At 33.4% G+C, this 16,802-nt stretch carries 11 protein-coding genes; all 11 read right to left on the bottom strand.

All coding sequences use genetic code 11. The annotated features are described in order from the left end of the window. Positions 1-328 (bottom strand): hypothetical protein (locus EM932_RS01815; protein WP_135874861.1); only part of this gene is annotated, 328 nt, incomplete at its 3' end. Positions 329-350: 22 nt separating this feature from the next. Next, the gene (locus EM932_RS01810) at positions 351-857 is read right to left on the bottom strand and encodes a protein-disulfide reductase DsbD domain-containing protein (protein ID WP_135874858.1); all 507 of its coding nucleotides are present in this window, start codon (positions 855-857) and stop codon (positions 351-353) included. Between the two features lie 33 nt (positions 858-890). Continuing rightward, the gene (locus EM932_RS01805) at positions 891-2,462 is read right to left on the bottom strand and encodes a hypothetical protein (RefSeq protein WP_135874857.1); all 1,572 of its coding nucleotides are present in this window, start codon (positions 2,460-2,462) and stop codon (positions 891-893) included. 26 nt (positions 2,463-2,488) lie between these two features. After that, positions 2,489-3,694, bottom strand: a complete 1,206-nt coding sequence (locus tag EM932_RS01800) for a TlpA disulfide reductase family protein (protein WP_135874855.1) — start codon at positions 3,692-3,694, stop codon at positions 2,489-2,491. Between the two features lie 9 nt (positions 3,695-3,703). After that, the gene (locus EM932_RS01795; RefSeq protein ID WP_135874853.1) at positions 3,704-4,876 is read right to left on the bottom strand and encodes a TlpA disulfide reductase family protein; all 1,173 of its coding nucleotides are present in this window, start codon (positions 4,874-4,876) and stop codon (positions 3,704-3,706) included. A 12-nt stretch (positions 4,877-4,888) separates the two neighbouring features. Then, on the bottom strand, positions 4,889-8,893 hold the full coding sequence (locus tag EM932_RS01790) for an FG-GAP-like repeat-containing protein (protein ID WP_135874851.1): 4,005 nt from the start codon (positions 8,891-8,893) through the stop codon (positions 4,889-4,891). 77 nt (positions 8,894-8,970) lie between these two features. After that, positions 8,971-9,651, bottom strand: coding sequence for an MORN repeat-containing protein (locus EM932_RS01785; RefSeq protein ID WP_135874849.1), 681 nt, complete (start codon positions 9,649-9,651; stop codon positions 8,971-8,973). 267 nt (positions 9,652-9,918) lie between these two features. Further along, positions 9,919-11,412: a RagB/SusD family nutrient uptake outer membrane protein gene (locus EM932_RS01780; RefSeq protein WP_135874847.1), complete on the bottom strand. Its 1,494-nt coding sequence runs from the start codon at positions 11,410-11,412 to the stop codon at positions 9,919-9,921. Positions 11,413-11,423: 11 nt separating this feature from the next. Next, on the bottom strand, positions 11,424-14,897 hold the full coding sequence (locus EM932_RS01775; RefSeq protein WP_135874845.1) for a SusC/RagA family TonB-linked outer membrane protein: 3,474 nt from the start codon (positions 14,895-14,897) through the stop codon (positions 11,424-11,426). Positions 14,898-14,990: 93 nt separating this feature from the next. Beyond that, entirely contained in the window at positions 14,991-16,118 is a 1,128-nt protein-coding gene (locus tag EM932_RS01770) for a FecR family protein (protein WP_135874843.1), read from the bottom strand. Between the two features lie 115 nt (positions 16,119-16,233). Then, positions 16,234-16,791 carry an RNA polymerase sigma factor gene (locus tag EM932_RS01765; RefSeq protein ID WP_135874841.1) on the bottom strand — a complete coding sequence of 186 codons (558 nt, stop codon included), beginning with the start codon at positions 16,789-16,791 and terminating at the stop codon, positions 16,234-16,236. Positions 16,792-16,802 lie beyond the last annotated feature (11 nt).

The raw sequence follows: 16,802 nt of genomic DNA, 5'->3' as shown, positions 1-16,802 counted from the left end.
TTAGGTCAAGCTCAAGTTCCCCCGGTTCTAATATAAATTCTTGTTTATATACATATTTTCCCTCGGGACTATACAATCCAAAATAGGCATTTCTAATCTGCTTGAGCGTATCTGAAATCTTAAACGTGCCATTTTTAATAATAACTTTATCTGTTACAGAATGCACACCTGCAATTGTTGTATCTCCGACAACAATATCTATGGTATGCCCCTCATATTTATCCCAATTTATGCCCGTATATCTAAAAGATAAATCTTGCTTTTCTTTTGATTGCGTGCAGCTGGCCATAAGTATGCTTAAAAAAAGTAATGTGATGATTTTTTTCATTTGCCTCTAGGTTTGTTTGAGATTATAGTTTTAATGATTTTGTTTTTGTTTCAGGAGGAAAACATTTGTATTTATCACATGTTTGGTAATACAATCCACAATTAATCTTTGATGCTTTCTCATAATCTGCGACCGAACAATATTGAACAAAAACAAGGGTGTCATGATATACATACACACCATTGTCATAAGGCTCGCTATATGGTTTTTCCCATTCTCCAATAGCTGATATGCCTTTTGGGAGCTCTAATTGTAATTCTGAAGTAATATAAGGCTGTGTTTTTGGCACATAAGCATAAATATGCCATTGATCTTCGACACTCACTTTCATTACAACAGCTATTTGTGTTTTATTTTGAGACCAAACAAGCGTTGCGTTTACAGATACTGGATCCATGTGGTTTGTTTCATTAGTTGTAAGTTCCGTTGCCACTTTTTCTGCCTTTAGCTTCAGTGTGGGTACTATTTTTGTTGTTTGTGCTCCACTTAACTGTGCGAGCAAAAACAAGATATATATAAAATTCTTCATAAGATTATATGTCAATTTTTAAAATTACAAGCTCTATTTAAACTTCAATAAAGCAATGTCTTTTTCATTTCTTGGCCTTACCTTTGGGTTAGCATTAGCATTAGCATTATAAATTAACCAAACGAATCCCCCCATTTCTGTAAAGAACATATTGTCTTTGTTACCATTATACCAAGTTCTCCATTCTTTAGCTGTTTTAAAATCTTCTAAAGTATATCGTAGTAAAATTCTATAAGCTTTATCTATTTCTACATTTGTTTCTAACATGCTTATAGCTTTGTCAAGTACTTTGATATTTGTATTAGCTATACCAAGGCTTTTAATGTCTTCGTCTACTTTTAAATCGTAAAACCCATCTGGTTCGGAATAAAAATAATCTCTATTTTCTGTAAGATATTTTCTTATAGCCAATGTATCTATACCCGTTAACTCAAACCAAGATTGTCTTCCGATATTTTTTTTGAGGTAATCTTCTCTTGTGCCAATTTCTTGAGGCTTGCTAGTGAGTATCATTTTTTCCATCTCTGTTAATGCATTACCTTTTGCTTGCTTTTTCTTGATTTTCTTTTGTTCCTCTACAGTACTTTTATTAAATCCTTTATAAGCTTCAACATAAGATACATAAGATGGTTTGGTAGTATAAAATAATAGCTCATCAATATATTCTTTGGTAGCAATGCGCTCATTATATTTTCTAACGATTAATTTATCATTTTTGTGCTTGTTGGTATATACGATCGCATTAACAAATACTATTTTGGCTTCTTCAGTCATGTAAGCAGGTGAGCCGGCAAACCCCCATAAAAAGAAGTTTCCATGCCTACCCAAAGCTACCGCTGTTTTTTGTTTTGAACTTACACCTCCAGAAATAATTTCAGAATTTGGTGAATCCTCAAAATTCCATCCACGCGCTACCATACCAATTCTAAAGCCTTTTCCATCCAGATACCCTTCCTTATCTACTTCCCACATAGGGATTTCTTTAGGAATGTTATAACCATCATAAGCTTCTAAAACACCTTTTGGAGTTTCTCTTTTTTCTAAGGTAATTTTTGTTTTAAAAGGTCCCTTAAAAATCTCATGTTCAGTTTTGATATGATGTGCATGTCTGTCTAAGCATAAACAGTACCAATCGAGTTTAGAACCCAAACTACTTCCTATAACAGATGAGGTGTGTCCAATAAAAACAGAAGCGCTGCTAAAATCATCGCTCACATATTTTGCAGGCTCCATGCTCACAAATTTTCCGGTTTCTGGATCGTTGTGAATAACACGTTCTTTTATTTGTGTTGGAGCTTGATCAAATATTGTTACGTCATGATTCCTCGACATCTTTTCATTGTAATCTCTTGGGTCAACTGTAGTTACTTTAGTGAAGTAGGTTTCTAATAAGGTTTTAAATGCTGGCATTCTTTTACCGTATTCTTCTTTATAGCGCTCGGGCGGCATACCTGCAGGAATACGTCCAGATTCTATATTTTCAGGCATTGGCTTTTCTGGGCTATAGCCAACATAGAGTACCTTTATGTCTTGTTTTTCTTGTCCGTAACTTATTAAAGACATAAAAAATACTATTCCCAAACTGTAAATTAATTTATTTTTCATTTTATAAATTTAATATATTGTTAATGTTAATATCCAAAAAGCTCTTCTAATTTAATTTCAAGCTCTTTTTTGCTAAGATTTCTCCCTATAATTTTTCTATTATTATCCAGTAAATATGTTGTTGGTAAATACGGAACTCCATAAGCATCAGCAATGTCTCCATTCTTTCCTTTACTATCTTTCGCTGTGTCAAATACATGTTTCCAGACTGTTTGATCCTTTTCTATGGCTTTTCTCCATTTATCGTCTTTATCTCCAGTGGCTACTGCCACAACCTCAAATCCATTGGTTTTATATTTATTATAGATGTCTTTAAGGTGAGGGAAAGAAGCTCTGCAAGGTATGCACCAGCTTGCCCAAAAATCTACTAAGATATAATCTCCTTTAACTTTAGAAAGCGTAAGGTCATTCCCTTCTAGCGTTTTTAATGTAAAATCAGGAACCGTGGCTCCAATGGCAAATTTTTCAATATAATCTTCATACGTTTTTTTTAGGGCTCGGAATCTATTCGCTTTTAATGCATCTCCTTGAAATAAACTATAAACGGCTTTCATCTCTTCTCTGTTCATTACAATTTCACTGAAAGTAATACCAAATATATGCACTGATACAGGAGAGCTTGGATTTTCTTTAAGAAACTGAATTTTATATTTTTTTAACTCCTCTTGTAATTCATCTTCAAGACTTTCTGAAGCAACCATATTCGCCTGTACTTGTTCCAAGAATGCTTTGTCGTTCGTCCTTTTTGCTTCTATTACATCTTGTCTTTGTTTCTTAAAGACAAGGTATTTGTTTTGGCCTCTTATACTATCTATTTTGGCACGTTGCAAATCATATAAGTCTTGAGTTTTGCTACCTGTAACTATGGGTGGAATATAACCACTCCCTTTTTCGGCATTATCAATATTAACATCAAGGGTTATAGGACTATTCTCTAAAAAAAAGTAAGCGTTTAAGCGAGGAGCAAGATTTAACTGTACATAATCTACATGATCTACTTTTCCTTTAAAGGTGAATTTTCCATTTTTTATTTCTGTACTATCCAAAACAGTAATGGTGTCAGTAAAAAAGACTCTTGGTTTAATCAGTTTTACCCACCCAGAATCCAAGCCGTTAATTGTTCCTGAAATGGTAAAGCCATCATGTTTAGGGTCTTCTTTGCAGTTTATAACAGTTAGTATGATAATAAACAAAGAAATTACTAAGTATTTTATTTTTAGGAGTGTTTTCATTTTCTTGTTTTAATGCCCGAAGAGCTCTTTTAACTTATTATCTAATTCTTCTTTTGTAGGATCTCGTAGTAGCACTTCTAGATTACCACCATCAATTAAAAATGTGGTTGGAAGATGTGGCACACCATATTGAACCGCTACGGTACCATATTCTCTCTTTTTAACCACATCGAATGCATGAATCCAAGTAGTTTGATCTTCTTCTATGGCTTTTTTAAGACTTTCTTCTTTATCGGCTGTACCAATGCCTACAATTTCAAGCCCATCCTTTTTGTATGTTTTATAAAGCTCCATTAAATGTGGAAAAGATGCACGACAAGGCACACACCAACTTGCCCAAAAATCGACCAGAACATAGTTGGCACTAACCTTAGATAAGGTGACAACTTCATTGTTTAATGATTTTAAAGTGAAATCTGGAGCTACATTTCCTGCATTTACAGTTTCAAAAGCATTTTTATAAACTTTGGAAATATGCTCTTTAAAAAATGTAGTCTTACGAGCATCTCCTGTAAACATATTGTAGTACTTTTTTAATTCTTCTTTACTCATAAGATATTCCATGTACTGATACCCTAATACATATACAGCTACTGGAGAACTAGGATTTTCATTGGCATAGGTTAATTTAATATCCATTACTTCTTGTTTTCGCTCATTTATTAAAGGTTCTAAAGTCTTCATTTGAGCCATGCCTTCATCAATCATTTTTTGGTTCTTCGCGCGCCTAGCACTTTTTATTTCTTCACTGACTTCTTTTATAGGCTTGTACTTTTCTTTTTCATATACAGCAAAGGCCTTCTCCTCATATTCACTATAAATAATATGCGACTTAGACCCAGAAACAATGGGCTTAAAAGAATTTTCATTGATTTGAACCGTGATTGGGCTGTTTTCTAAGAAAAATTGACCCATGTATTTCGAATCTATGATAATATTAACCATATCAGGAAAGTCAACTTTACCATTAAACTCAAATCTACCATCAACAAGTTGCGTGCTATCAATAACTTTTAGGTTTGTTGGTCCTTGTATACCGTATCCTATTTTAACTTCACCTGTCTCTAGACCTACAACGGTTCCTGAAATGGTAAAACCATCATGTTTTGGTTCATTTTTACAGCATGTCACTAATAATAATGTGACTATAATTAGAAATCTCGTGTTAAATATGTTTTTCATTTTATGTTTTTATTATTTCTTTATAACTAATTGACGGTGATTTTGATTAGCATTATGCACATTAATTAAGTACACGCCTACTGGTAAATAGTCCAAACTATAACCATCAGTATCAAATTGTACAACATCTTTTTTTATCATTTTACCGCTAAGAGCATATACAATAATCTCGCTTTCTTTGGCTAAATTTTTAAAATACAATGTATCATCTGCAGGGTTTGGATACACCGATATTTTTCCTTCAGAAATTGTCGAATTTAAATTAAAATAAGGGAGTGCAAAATTATAGGCTTCTACCCCTATTTGCTCGCCAATAATACGCCCAGGAATATCATCTGCCGGCGGATGAATACCACCCCAAATTCTAGATAAACTTGTTTGGTCAGACGCATCCCGATAGGTTGCCCATTGTAATTTCACATCTACTGATGGTCCTTTTTCAAACACTAAAAACTCATCTTTTTTAGCTACAAATTCTCCCATACCCCCAGGAAAATATTCATCTCCTGTAATTAAGGTCATTACTTCTGCCGCAGCTCTTGAAAATGTAGAATGCCCGGAAACAAACCCAGCAAATGGGGGTGTTACAAAACTAGGTCTTTGATAAGGCCACCAGTTTTCTGCTAAAATCCAACCAACTCCGGCGACATCAGTTGAGGCATTATTAATAAAGTCATGACCTTTCCATGCATATAATTTAATCTTTCCAACATGCTCATTGTTCGATCCACTTAAAGGGTCTCCTGCCTCAACGACTTCAATATAGCCTTGCTTTAAAGCAATACCATCTGGATTATAATTTGACAATGAATTGTTTGTACTCTGACCCAGTTCACACATATATCTAATTGCAGAAATAGGGCGTATATAATCGTGCCATCCTTTGATGCCCCAAGCTGTTATTGCTGCATCATGCATGGCGCCTCCTAAAATAAAATATGCTTTTACATCCCATTCTAATGGACTTAATTCATTTCCTTGTCCATTAAATTTTTTCTCGAAGAGCTCATGATCGGTAACATAATTAAGAATTGTAAACCAATGCCCAGGCGGTGTTTCAGAATCTGGACCATCTGCCCAAAATTCAGCTAAAACTCTGGCATAATCCGCCCGTGGAACCATTTGAGTTGCATAGGGCTGTCTAGTAACAGGATTCATGCTATGGCCAGCACTAATATCACCTCCGTTTAACTCATCATAGAAATCAGGATAATCTGAATAGGATGTTGGGAATAGGTTAATATCAATGTTCCCAATAGAGTTAGGAGAGATATCCCATAAGACGCCGTCTGATGGGTCTAAGTGAGAGCTCCATAACGAAACCAGTGAAAAATTCCATTTATACTGTTCTCTTGAGGTTTGAGTTGCTGAACTTAATTGTGGAGGTGTCTCCGGATTGTGATACACCACATAATTATTCCCATCTCTAGAAAGGGTTTGTTTATCTGAGCTTGACAAGGTAAAAGGGTGTACAGCACCCCATTCTGGGTTCAGAAATTCTGGAGTCGCTCCAGGAATTACATTACCGCTTTGATCTATAAATGTATTAAAAGTTAAAGGTTGCCAACGATTAGAAGCAACAATGTTTGTAGGTTGCCCAAATGGAGTTAAAATTAAAGAAGGATTCACCGGTTGGTAAAATGCGTTATCATAATCGGTAACTTCTCGTGAATTATCGGTTAATCCATAGTCAATAATTGTTTGGGCTATATAATTACCTAAATCTGCAGGATTCCCTGAGGTGTAATTCGTTGATGTGTAGCTCGTATCGTAACCTAATTGGTTCATAATTAAGTCAAATCTTTCTAAAGAAGTTGAAGCACTTGGAGAGTTTTTAAATCGATGCGTTAACAATCTATAAGCTGCATAACTCATCGCTTCTTTTTTAGATATTTCAATAGACTTGTTAGGCTTAAATACTTGCAAAGAACTTTGAAAATTATTTACAATATTTCCAATTAAATACGTATTAGTTCCTTCATAAATTGCCCAAGAATCATAGAGCGCAATTGAAGTGTGAAATAAGTTTCTGGCATGTACTGTAGGTCTGGCGTAGTCGCCTCGAATAGCCTCAAGCAAAGCTTCGTTCCATATTCTGGCTATGGAATATTTAGAGGAGGCTTCAGGCACTCCTAATAGTACGTGTAATGATCTTTTTTCATTCGTACAAATATCATTACTTACATTTGCAATAACTTCTCCTAAAGTTTCTATACCCCATCTTACCGTAACAGTGTTTGCTGATTTACTTATTACCTCACCACCTTTAACACTCCAAGTAACGGATTCGTTGTTTTCAATAGCATATCTATAGGTTTCAGTACTAAAATAAGTTGAGCTCTCCGCTCCTAATATATTACTAGTTGTTAAGTATACACATGAACCATTATCTACTGTAGCTTTAAAATCATAGTTACACGAATTAGGATCTGTACAACCTTGAATTTCTGTGTCGATATTTTCATTAGTAACAACAATCACTTGATTTGCATCAATATTTTCTAAAGTAGTTGTTTCTCCATCAGGCCATTCTACTCTTAATTCATCAATACTAGTAGCACTACCTAATCCAAAAAAGGCTTCTGCGGGTTCTTGTCCATAAGTACTTGTTCCTGCTGTTATTAATCTCATAGAAATGAGATTGCCCACTTTTATTTTAATTACAGCTCCAATAGCAAAACGATTGGTTTTCAACATCCTTGGCTTTACAACTACATAATTTGTTAGGTCTCCTGTATTATTATTTAATTGATTTTCATAAATAATAGCTGGTTTATTAGTACCTGTGTTTTCTTTTAGAGTTTGTATTAAATCTAAGTCACCATCTCGTTCCATGTCAAATGCTAATAAGGTTGTAGCTTGCCATGAATCATTAAAATTTGCTTCGCTAGAATCATCTGTAAACCCACCTTTTGTATCATTAATCCAAAGTCTAGATTTATCTATAGGTTCTTCAGTATCATTCCATCCATTTGTTGCCACCAAATCTAACCAACCATCATTATTGGCATCAAAAAATGTGGTGCCCCAATCCCACCCATTGTTTGCAACATCCTTAGTTAACGAAACATCTGTAAAGCCAATAAAAATTCCTTTATTAGTATTGTTGCTCAATAAAATATTGTGCTTTCCATCTCGTGTGATATTAGTAGCATATATATCCATATCGCCATCATTGTCATAATCACCTAATGCCATACCCATCTCATTGAAACTACTATCGGCATTATATGTATTTGCTACTTCATCAAAAGTATTGTCGCCATTATTAAGCCAAAGCACATTAGCATCAAAATCTATATTGCAATAAATATCAAGTAATCCATCAAAGTTAAAATCATAAAAAATGGGTTGCCAATGGAATCTGGTGTGCGTTCCTAGATGACTTGTCTTACTAATATCCTTAAAAGTTCCATTACCATTATTCAGAAAGAAAATGGATTTTCCTCCCCAAACAGTAATCAAAATATCTAAAAAGCCATCATTATTTATATCTCCAGCTGCAGATCCTGCCACAGCAATATTTGATGCATTAGGATAGTCATTAATATTAAAAACAATATTTGAAATATTGGTAATATCTTCAAAATTACCAGTTGAAGTTTGCTTATATAAGGTCATCATTATATTAGTGGTACAAATATCTGTATTAAAACAATCTCCTAATACTAATAAATCAAGTAAACCATCATTATTGTAATCAAACCATACAGAACTACGGCTTCTGGTGGAGGAAGCTAAGCCAACTGTATTTGCGATTTCTTCAAACGTTCCATCTCCCTTATTTCTATATAATCGATCTGGAATATCAAAAGCTGTAGCTAAAAAGAAGTCAATATCTCCATCATTGTCATAATCTGCTAATGATGCACCGTTCCCAGCCCAGTCTGAAACCTTTGTCACATCTTCAATCCCTATAGATACAGATAACTCTTTAAATACGGGATTTTGACCAAAAGTTAAATTAACCTCAAGTAATGCAATTACAATAAGAAAAATTTTAGTAGTTGTTTTCATCTACCTATTTAATATTTGTAACTATAGTAATTTGTTATAATTATAATGAAGAGTTTCACCTTAATTATGGTCAAGCATTAATTGTTAGTACTCAAACCTTGAATTTCTTCAATTGCGATTCTAACCTCCCAATTACCAGATTCTAAAATTTCAAATTCAATAAAATCTTGACCACTAGTTGCTCTCACCTTTATAGGGAAAGTTACATTAGTCAATTCTATAAAATCACTAAGGATATTTAAATTTTGAAATGTCCCATGATGCAAAACAACATTAAATTCAGGATAACTAACCTGACTACGATTTTTCCTAACATATAAACGTATATTATTTGTAGCTCCTTTGGTTTTTGTAAAATTTAAACCTGTAACATTTTGTGATTTATCAATTTTTTTATAGGGTTTTTCAAATAAGCCTACATAAGTATCTTTTTTCCAGAAACCTGTAACTACGCTATCTTTTAATGTATTTGTTTTATAGGTCATTTTACCTTGGCCTTCTTTTTTGCCCTTTTTAAAAATTCCTTCAAATGAGTTACCATTACTCCAAGTATAAATGCCATCTCCATTTGGCCAGCCTTTTTTAAATTGTCCTGTATAACTATCTATCCCTTTTGCTATTCCAGTGCCATCAGCTTTACCATTTTTACAATCACCAGTATAATCTTCGTTTATTGTTTTTAACATTACTTTACAGTCCTGAGCCTGTAAACTAACTATTTGCAACAAAAGGCCCATAAGAATAATTAGTCGTTTCATTTTTATTTATTTTAATTATTGGTTCAATACGCTATATTTATTTAAGATTAGCAAAAACCATCTTGAATTTTATATTATAGATCTCTTAATTGGCTAATGAGATGTAGATAAATTATTCCCTTTTGGAAATGTTATTTTCGAAAAACAACTTCGCTCAAAACATCTTTGGGACTAAAAGATTAGTCCATTACATTGAAGGCTTCAAAAAAACCAATTATAATAAATGAGCCTTTTGGACAAATTATCCAAAAGGCTCATTATTATTTATTATTCGTAGCTTGGGTTTTGTATTTCTACGTTTCCACCAGCTTGAATGGACGATAAAGGAATTGGTAAAATAAATTTATTAGGATCTGTGGCAGATGCTTTAAAATCTGACACCTGAAATCCTGAACCAAAGCCATCTATCCAATCGTAACGTACTAAATCAAACCATTCTTCACCTATCTCTCCTGCAAACTCTACCATTTTTTCTATACGTACAGCTTCTAAAAATTGATCTAAGCTTATAGTAGCAGGGTAAGTTTCAAAACCATCACCACCAGTAGTTGTAGCTCCAGCTCTTAGACGAATAGCATTCAACGCATTTAAAGCATCCGTAGTAACGCTATTAGTACTGCGTGCCTCAGCCTCGGCATAAATTAAATAGACTTCTGATAATCTTGAAAAGTAAACCAATTCATTCTCTTCAGGTACAAACGCAAAAACATCTACTCTTTTTAAGTTGAATACATTTCCAAAATTATTAAAAGTTGTACTGGTCACCCTATCTGAATCATAATTTATAGTTTGAGTACCTACAGTCATTGTTCCTGCATTAACATTATTAATAAATGCTGGATTAACAGCTACAGAAAAGTCCCATCCACCAAAAGCTAATGGTGCTTGCATATCTCCTCTAAGGCCAAATAATAATTCTGGGTTATTAAACAAATCAGTTGAAGTATTATCAAACATTTCTAAAAAAGTAGGAGACAAGCTAAATGCTCCACCAGCCTCGTCAATTAATCCTTTTGCAGTGCTTGCAGCCATAGGGTAATTTCCTTGGTACAAATACACTTTGGCTTTTGTAGCTCTAGCTGCTATTTTATTCATATAAAAGCCTTCTGTAAGATCTGGTGCGTTTGTAATGGCAAAATCAAGATCACTATGAATTTGCGCATAAGTATCAGCAACATTATTTCTAGGTAATGCGAGTCCACTTCTTATAGGTTCTAATCTTAATGCAATTCCGTAAATCGAAGATTCATCATACCATTGTCCCCAGTTGCGTAACAAGTAAAAATGTGCCAAAGCACGTAGGCCATAGGCTTCACCCAAAACTTCTTCACGGCGACCAGGAGTTGTAAACACGCCATCACCTAATTCACTTACCTTTTCAATGATCCAGTTGGCATCATTAATTACCCTGTATAATCCTGCCATACCAGCAGAAGTCACACTACCAGAAGATTCACTATTTAATGGTTGATTGATTTGCCATGATTGTAATTCAAACAAATCAAGGAAAGGATTTGAAGTAGGAACCCCAATTCCACTTAATACATTTGGTACTAATGTGAGGTTTTCTGGACCTAATTTAAAACTTGCGTAAGCACCAGCCAATGCTAAATTAACTGAGGATTCATCATTTATAGCTGTTTCAGCATCTAACTGAAATTGCAATTCTTGATCATCAATTGGTTCGGTTATTTCGCATGAAGTAAAACATACACATACCGCTACGATACTTAATATTTTTATTTTTATAATATTTTTCATGTTAAATTTTTTTAAAAGGTTACGCTTAAGCCTAAAGTGAATGTTCTTGCTTGTGGGTAAGAAAAATTACTATCACTACCATTATTTAGGGTAGTTAATTGCCCTATAGTTTCTTCACTAGTTTCTGGGTCTATGCCATCATAATTATGAATCAAAAACAGGTTATTACCAGCAAAGTTTAATTTAGCGTTACTAATACCCATTTCTGTTAGCCAGTCTCCTGAGAAGCTATAACCTATTGAGGCTGAACGTAATGATATATAAGAGGCATCTGATACTAAACGAGAGTTTGGAATATCTAAACCATTAGAACCAGCTCTGGCATATTTGGCATCTGTATTTTCTGGAGTCCAAGTCTCAAACACATCATCCAATAAATTTGGCATCCGATCAAATAAAATACCGCTTATACTTTCATCAAAACTTCTTAATTTATCTATACCTTGTACAAATTGAAAATTAAATGATAGGTCAAAATTCTTATATCTAAGCGTGTTATTCCAGCCACCAAAAAAATCAGATTCATTTCCATCAGCAAGAGCTACATCATCCAATGAAGTATATTGACCATCACCATCAACATCTCTGGAGATAAAATCACCAGGAGCATTAAGAATGACATCGTATTGACCATCTGGTGCGCTTGCATTTAAGGCATCAATCTCTGCTTGAGTCTGCGCGATACCAATAATTTCTCTACCAAAAATTGTACCTAAAGGATATCCCTCGGTTACACCAAAATTATTGAAAGTATCTGCTTGACCTCCTTTTAAATCATCTACGTTATTGCTTATAAATGAAATATTAAATGAGGAATTCCAGTTAAAATCGTCTGTTCTAATAATGTCTCCTCCTATTAGAAATTCCCAACCCTTATTACTTACATCGGCAATATTAAACCTGTAATCAGTAAAACCCGTTTGTGCCGATACAGGTGTTAGCAGGATAAGGTCAGACGTTTTCTTGTCAAACCATACAATTTCAGCATTTAAACGGTTATTAAATAATCCCAATTCTAAAGCAATATCTATCTGATCAGTTTCTTCCCAACGTATTTCTGAATTTGATACGCCTTGTAATCTAATTCCGCTAAGACCATTATAACTGGAAGCGTTAGTAAGATTTCCACTATTATCTACCCCAAAAAGTGGTTTAAATGCAAAGGCTGGTAAATTATCATTACCCGTTCTACCCATGGTAGCACGCAATTTTAACTGGCTAATGCTATTACTGTTTTCCAGAAAGGACTCATTATGTATATTCCAAGCAGCACCTACCGAAGGGAAAAAACCAGTTCGGTTATCTTCTCCAAATTGCGTAGAACGATCGGCACGACCAGTTAAGGTTAATAAATATTTATCTTTATAATTATAATTAAGTCTTGCAAAGAATGAATTTAATGCTTTTTGTGCAAAATCACTATCACCATTAAAAATGAAGGAAGAAGATGCTGGATCGACTAATTTAAAATCATCTGGAAAGCCTGCAAAAGAAGTTCCTATTGCTTCATTTTGTGAACTGTCCCAAGACAATCCTATTAAAGCATTTATATTGTGGTCTTCTGCAATTGTAGTATTATAATTTAATGTGTTTGAAAATGTGATTGAATGAGAATCATTATGTTGCGTGTCTAAAATGCTAACTGGAGCGTCTCCAAAAGAAGTTAAATTACCAGTAATACCATCTATTACTGCAGCCGTTGTAAATGAAGGGGTAAAGTTGCCCACTTTATCATTTGATATGCTTGCACTAAGCTGCGATCTGAACGTTAGATTCTTTAATATTTTTAATTCGCCATATATCGAACCAAAAATATTATTGGTAACAGTTTTATTACGTACGCGACCATCCATACCCACTGGGTTTATGTCTCGTATTACCCCAAAGACCATAGTACCATTATCAGAATAAGAACCGTCTTCATTAAATACAGGGACGTCTGGTCTAAAACTACCATCACTCTTAAGACTGATTATACCTGAGCTTTTGTCAACTGTATGACCATAACTAACCGAAGCTCCTATTTTTATTTTATCTGAAACATTTGCGTCAATATTTCCAGCATATGTATAACGCTTAAAATTACCCCCAATAAAAAGGGCATCCTGATTTTGTATATTAGCAGACATAGAATAATTTACTTTATCAGTTCCGCCTGATAAACCTATGCGGTAATCTGTCCATAAAGCATCATTATTAGTAATTTCATCTTGCCAGTCGGTATTTGCATCACCAAAAACAGGTTCAGGTTGACCATTAGCTAAAGCAAGGTCTGTATACACTTCTTTATATTGTTGAATATTTAAAAATGGCTGTCTTGCTCTTGGATTTTGAATACTCATGTTTGTTTCGAAAGTAAATCTAGGTTTTTCTCCACGTTTACCTCTTTTGGTTGTAATAATTATAACACCATTTGCAGCACGAGATCCATAAATAGCTGCTGCTGAAGCATCTTTTAGTACAGTTAAGCTCTCAATATCTGATGGATTAATAGTCAACAACGGATTAGATCGTGTACCTGAGAAACGACTATTGTTAAGTAATCCATCAGTGCCATTTCTGCTGTTGGCTGTTACATTAATTGGTATATTGTCTACAACATATAGGGGTTGATTATCACCATTAATCTGGCTAAGCCCTCTTATAATTATTGAAGACGCTGCTCCTGGACGGCCACCTGCACTTGTTACCATAACTCCTGGCACTTTACCATACAAGGCGTTTTCTACTGTTTGAGTTTTAATTTGCGCTATTTCTTTAGCACTAACAGTACCAACAGATCCTGTTAAATCTTTTTTCACGGTTGAGCCGTATCCTACAACCACTACTTCATCAAGAGCACTAGCTCGTTCATTTAATGTAATATTATAAACTGTTTGGGATGTTACTTGTTGCGTAAAATATTCATAACCTAAACCAAAAGCTACTAAATAATACCCTTCTTTTGCTTCTAAAGAAAAAGCACCATCAAAATCTGTAGAGGTTCCTCGTACAATAAAGTCATTCGAAACACGATCTCTTTCAGGTTTTCTATCTGTAACATAGACTGTAATTCCTGCAATAGGAAGCCCATTAATGTCTGTTACCTTACCAGATATATTTAACTCCTGAAATTCAGAATTTTGTTTAATGATTATGGTATTATTATCTGAAATAACAAAATTAAAATCTCCTATTGAAAGGCTTTTTTCAAGTAATTTATTGGCTTTTATAGTCCCTTTTTTAACCTTAACATTAGGGTAATTTTTAAACATATCAGATTTATAAATAAAATTATAATCTGTTTGTTGTTTAATCAGATTAAAAACTTCATCAATGGTTAAAATTTGGTCTGTTTCAATTTCAACTTTTGTATTTTGAGAAAATACACCTTCTGAAGAAAAGCTAAAAACGGTGGTGCAAAACAAGAAAATCAGTGTTCTCATAATAATGTTTAGCATGTCTTTTCTTTTAAGGGAAAGCACATGGGTTAGTTTAATTTCCATAAATTTGTGTGTTAGTTAATATTTAATTAATTAATGTTTAAGGGGAAATGATGGTTTGTTTGGTGAGATATTCGAACCTCATTCCCTTTTTTGTTATCTAAAAATCACAGTGTTGTTTTTTATTTCATAGGCTATATTATTTATGGTTTTTATTGGTTGTAAAATATCTTCCATCTTTTGATTTTTTCTTAGAATACCATTAAAGGTTACATTTTCAACTTCAGCATTAACAAAAATCACCTCTACATCATACCACCTTGATATGACTTTCATTATTTTGTTAAGTGGCATATTTTCAAAACTAAAAACACCTTTTCTCCAAGCTGTAGCATTAAATACATCAACTGTTTTGATTTGAGATTCATTAGTATTAACATTTAAAACATATTGCTGATCAGGGCTTAAAACATCCTGTTTTACCTCGTTAAAAACAGAAACTTTCCCTTCGACCAGTGTGGTATACATGCGATCTTCATCTTTATAGGCTTTTATGTTAAACTCGGTTCCCAAAACCTCAACTTCTTGATATTTATTAAATACTTTGAATGTTGCCCCTTGGTGTTCGGTACTTGGAGATACATCAAAATAAGCTTCTCCATAAACCAATTCCACTTGCCTGGGTTCTCCATCTATAAATGCTACGGGATATTTTATTTGAGATTCTGAATTTAACCAAACTTCGGTACCATCAGATAGTTTTACATGGTATTGACCACCGCGAGGAATCGTTAAATAGTTATATGCTATTTCCACTTTTTTTTCATTTAAAGCAACGTAAACTAAATCTTCACCATTACTTCTAAGGTTTTGTGATGTATATTTTTGTCCCTTTTCTAGTGTTATTGTGGTGCCGTCTTCTAAAGTTAAAATTGCTTTATTGGTACCAGGTTCAATAATGTCGTTTGCAATTATGGGAGTAACAATTTGTGAGGTATCCCTTTTATTTTTGATAAAAATGATAGAAATCAATAACACTATAGATGCAGCAACAGCATATTTCCAATAATTTTTCTTAGTATTAGATGCTGGTTTTATTTGTCTTTCAATAGCATTCCATCCTTTTTCAAGATCAATGATATCTAAATCTTTAGAATAATTTTCAGTGACATTATCAAAATAAGCTTTATGCTTAGCCGACTCATTATACCAAGTATTAAAAATAACCTCCTCCTGATTTGTGAGTTTGTTATTTAGCTTCTTTATAATTAGCTTAAATTCCATTATTTACTTTCTTTTAACAATAAGACAACAAAAAATTAATAATGGGTGACAAAAAAATAATTTATTTTTAATAAAAATGAAAAAAGCTTAATAATAAATCAAAAAAAAAGTTCTTTTATTGATTTATTTGAAGCAAAATAAGGATGGCTGTTACCATTTCTATAATTTTAACTTTTGCCCTTTTAAGCTGTGTTTTAACCGTATTTACAGAAATATTTAACTCAGTGGCAATCTCAGAATATTTATAATTATGCATAAACTTTAGTCTGACTACTTGTTGCATTTTTTCCGGTAGCGTATCTACAATTTTTAATATTTGATGATATACTATTTTTTTTTCTTCTTTGGAAGTAGAATTAAAGACGTGTTCGGTTATCAAATTTATATTAAACTCTAAAAGCTCATAACTATCGGTAATCTTTATAGATTTTAAAAAGTTTAAGCACTTGTTTCTTACCATGGCATATAGATAGCCTTTTAGTGAGCTTTCTATTTTTAATTTCCCTGCATTTTCCCAGATATAAATAAAAATGTCTTGCACAACATCTTCACTCGAATCCTTATCAAAAAGATACGTATTCGCGTAAACAACTAAATCTTTATAATGTTTATCAAAAAAGATTTTAAAGACTTTTTCATTTTTTTTACTTATTTCCTTTAGTACAAGGTTCATTAAGTTAGGTG

This window comes from Flavivirga rizhaonensis (genome assembly GCF_004791695.1).
Lineage (GTDB): Bacteria > Bacteroidota > Bacteroidia > Flavobacteriales > Flavobacteriaceae > Flavivirga > Flavivirga rizhaonensis.
The sequence above is the reverse complement of the archived record's forward strand: the minus strand, read 5'-3'. Positions and strand labels throughout refer to the sequence as shown.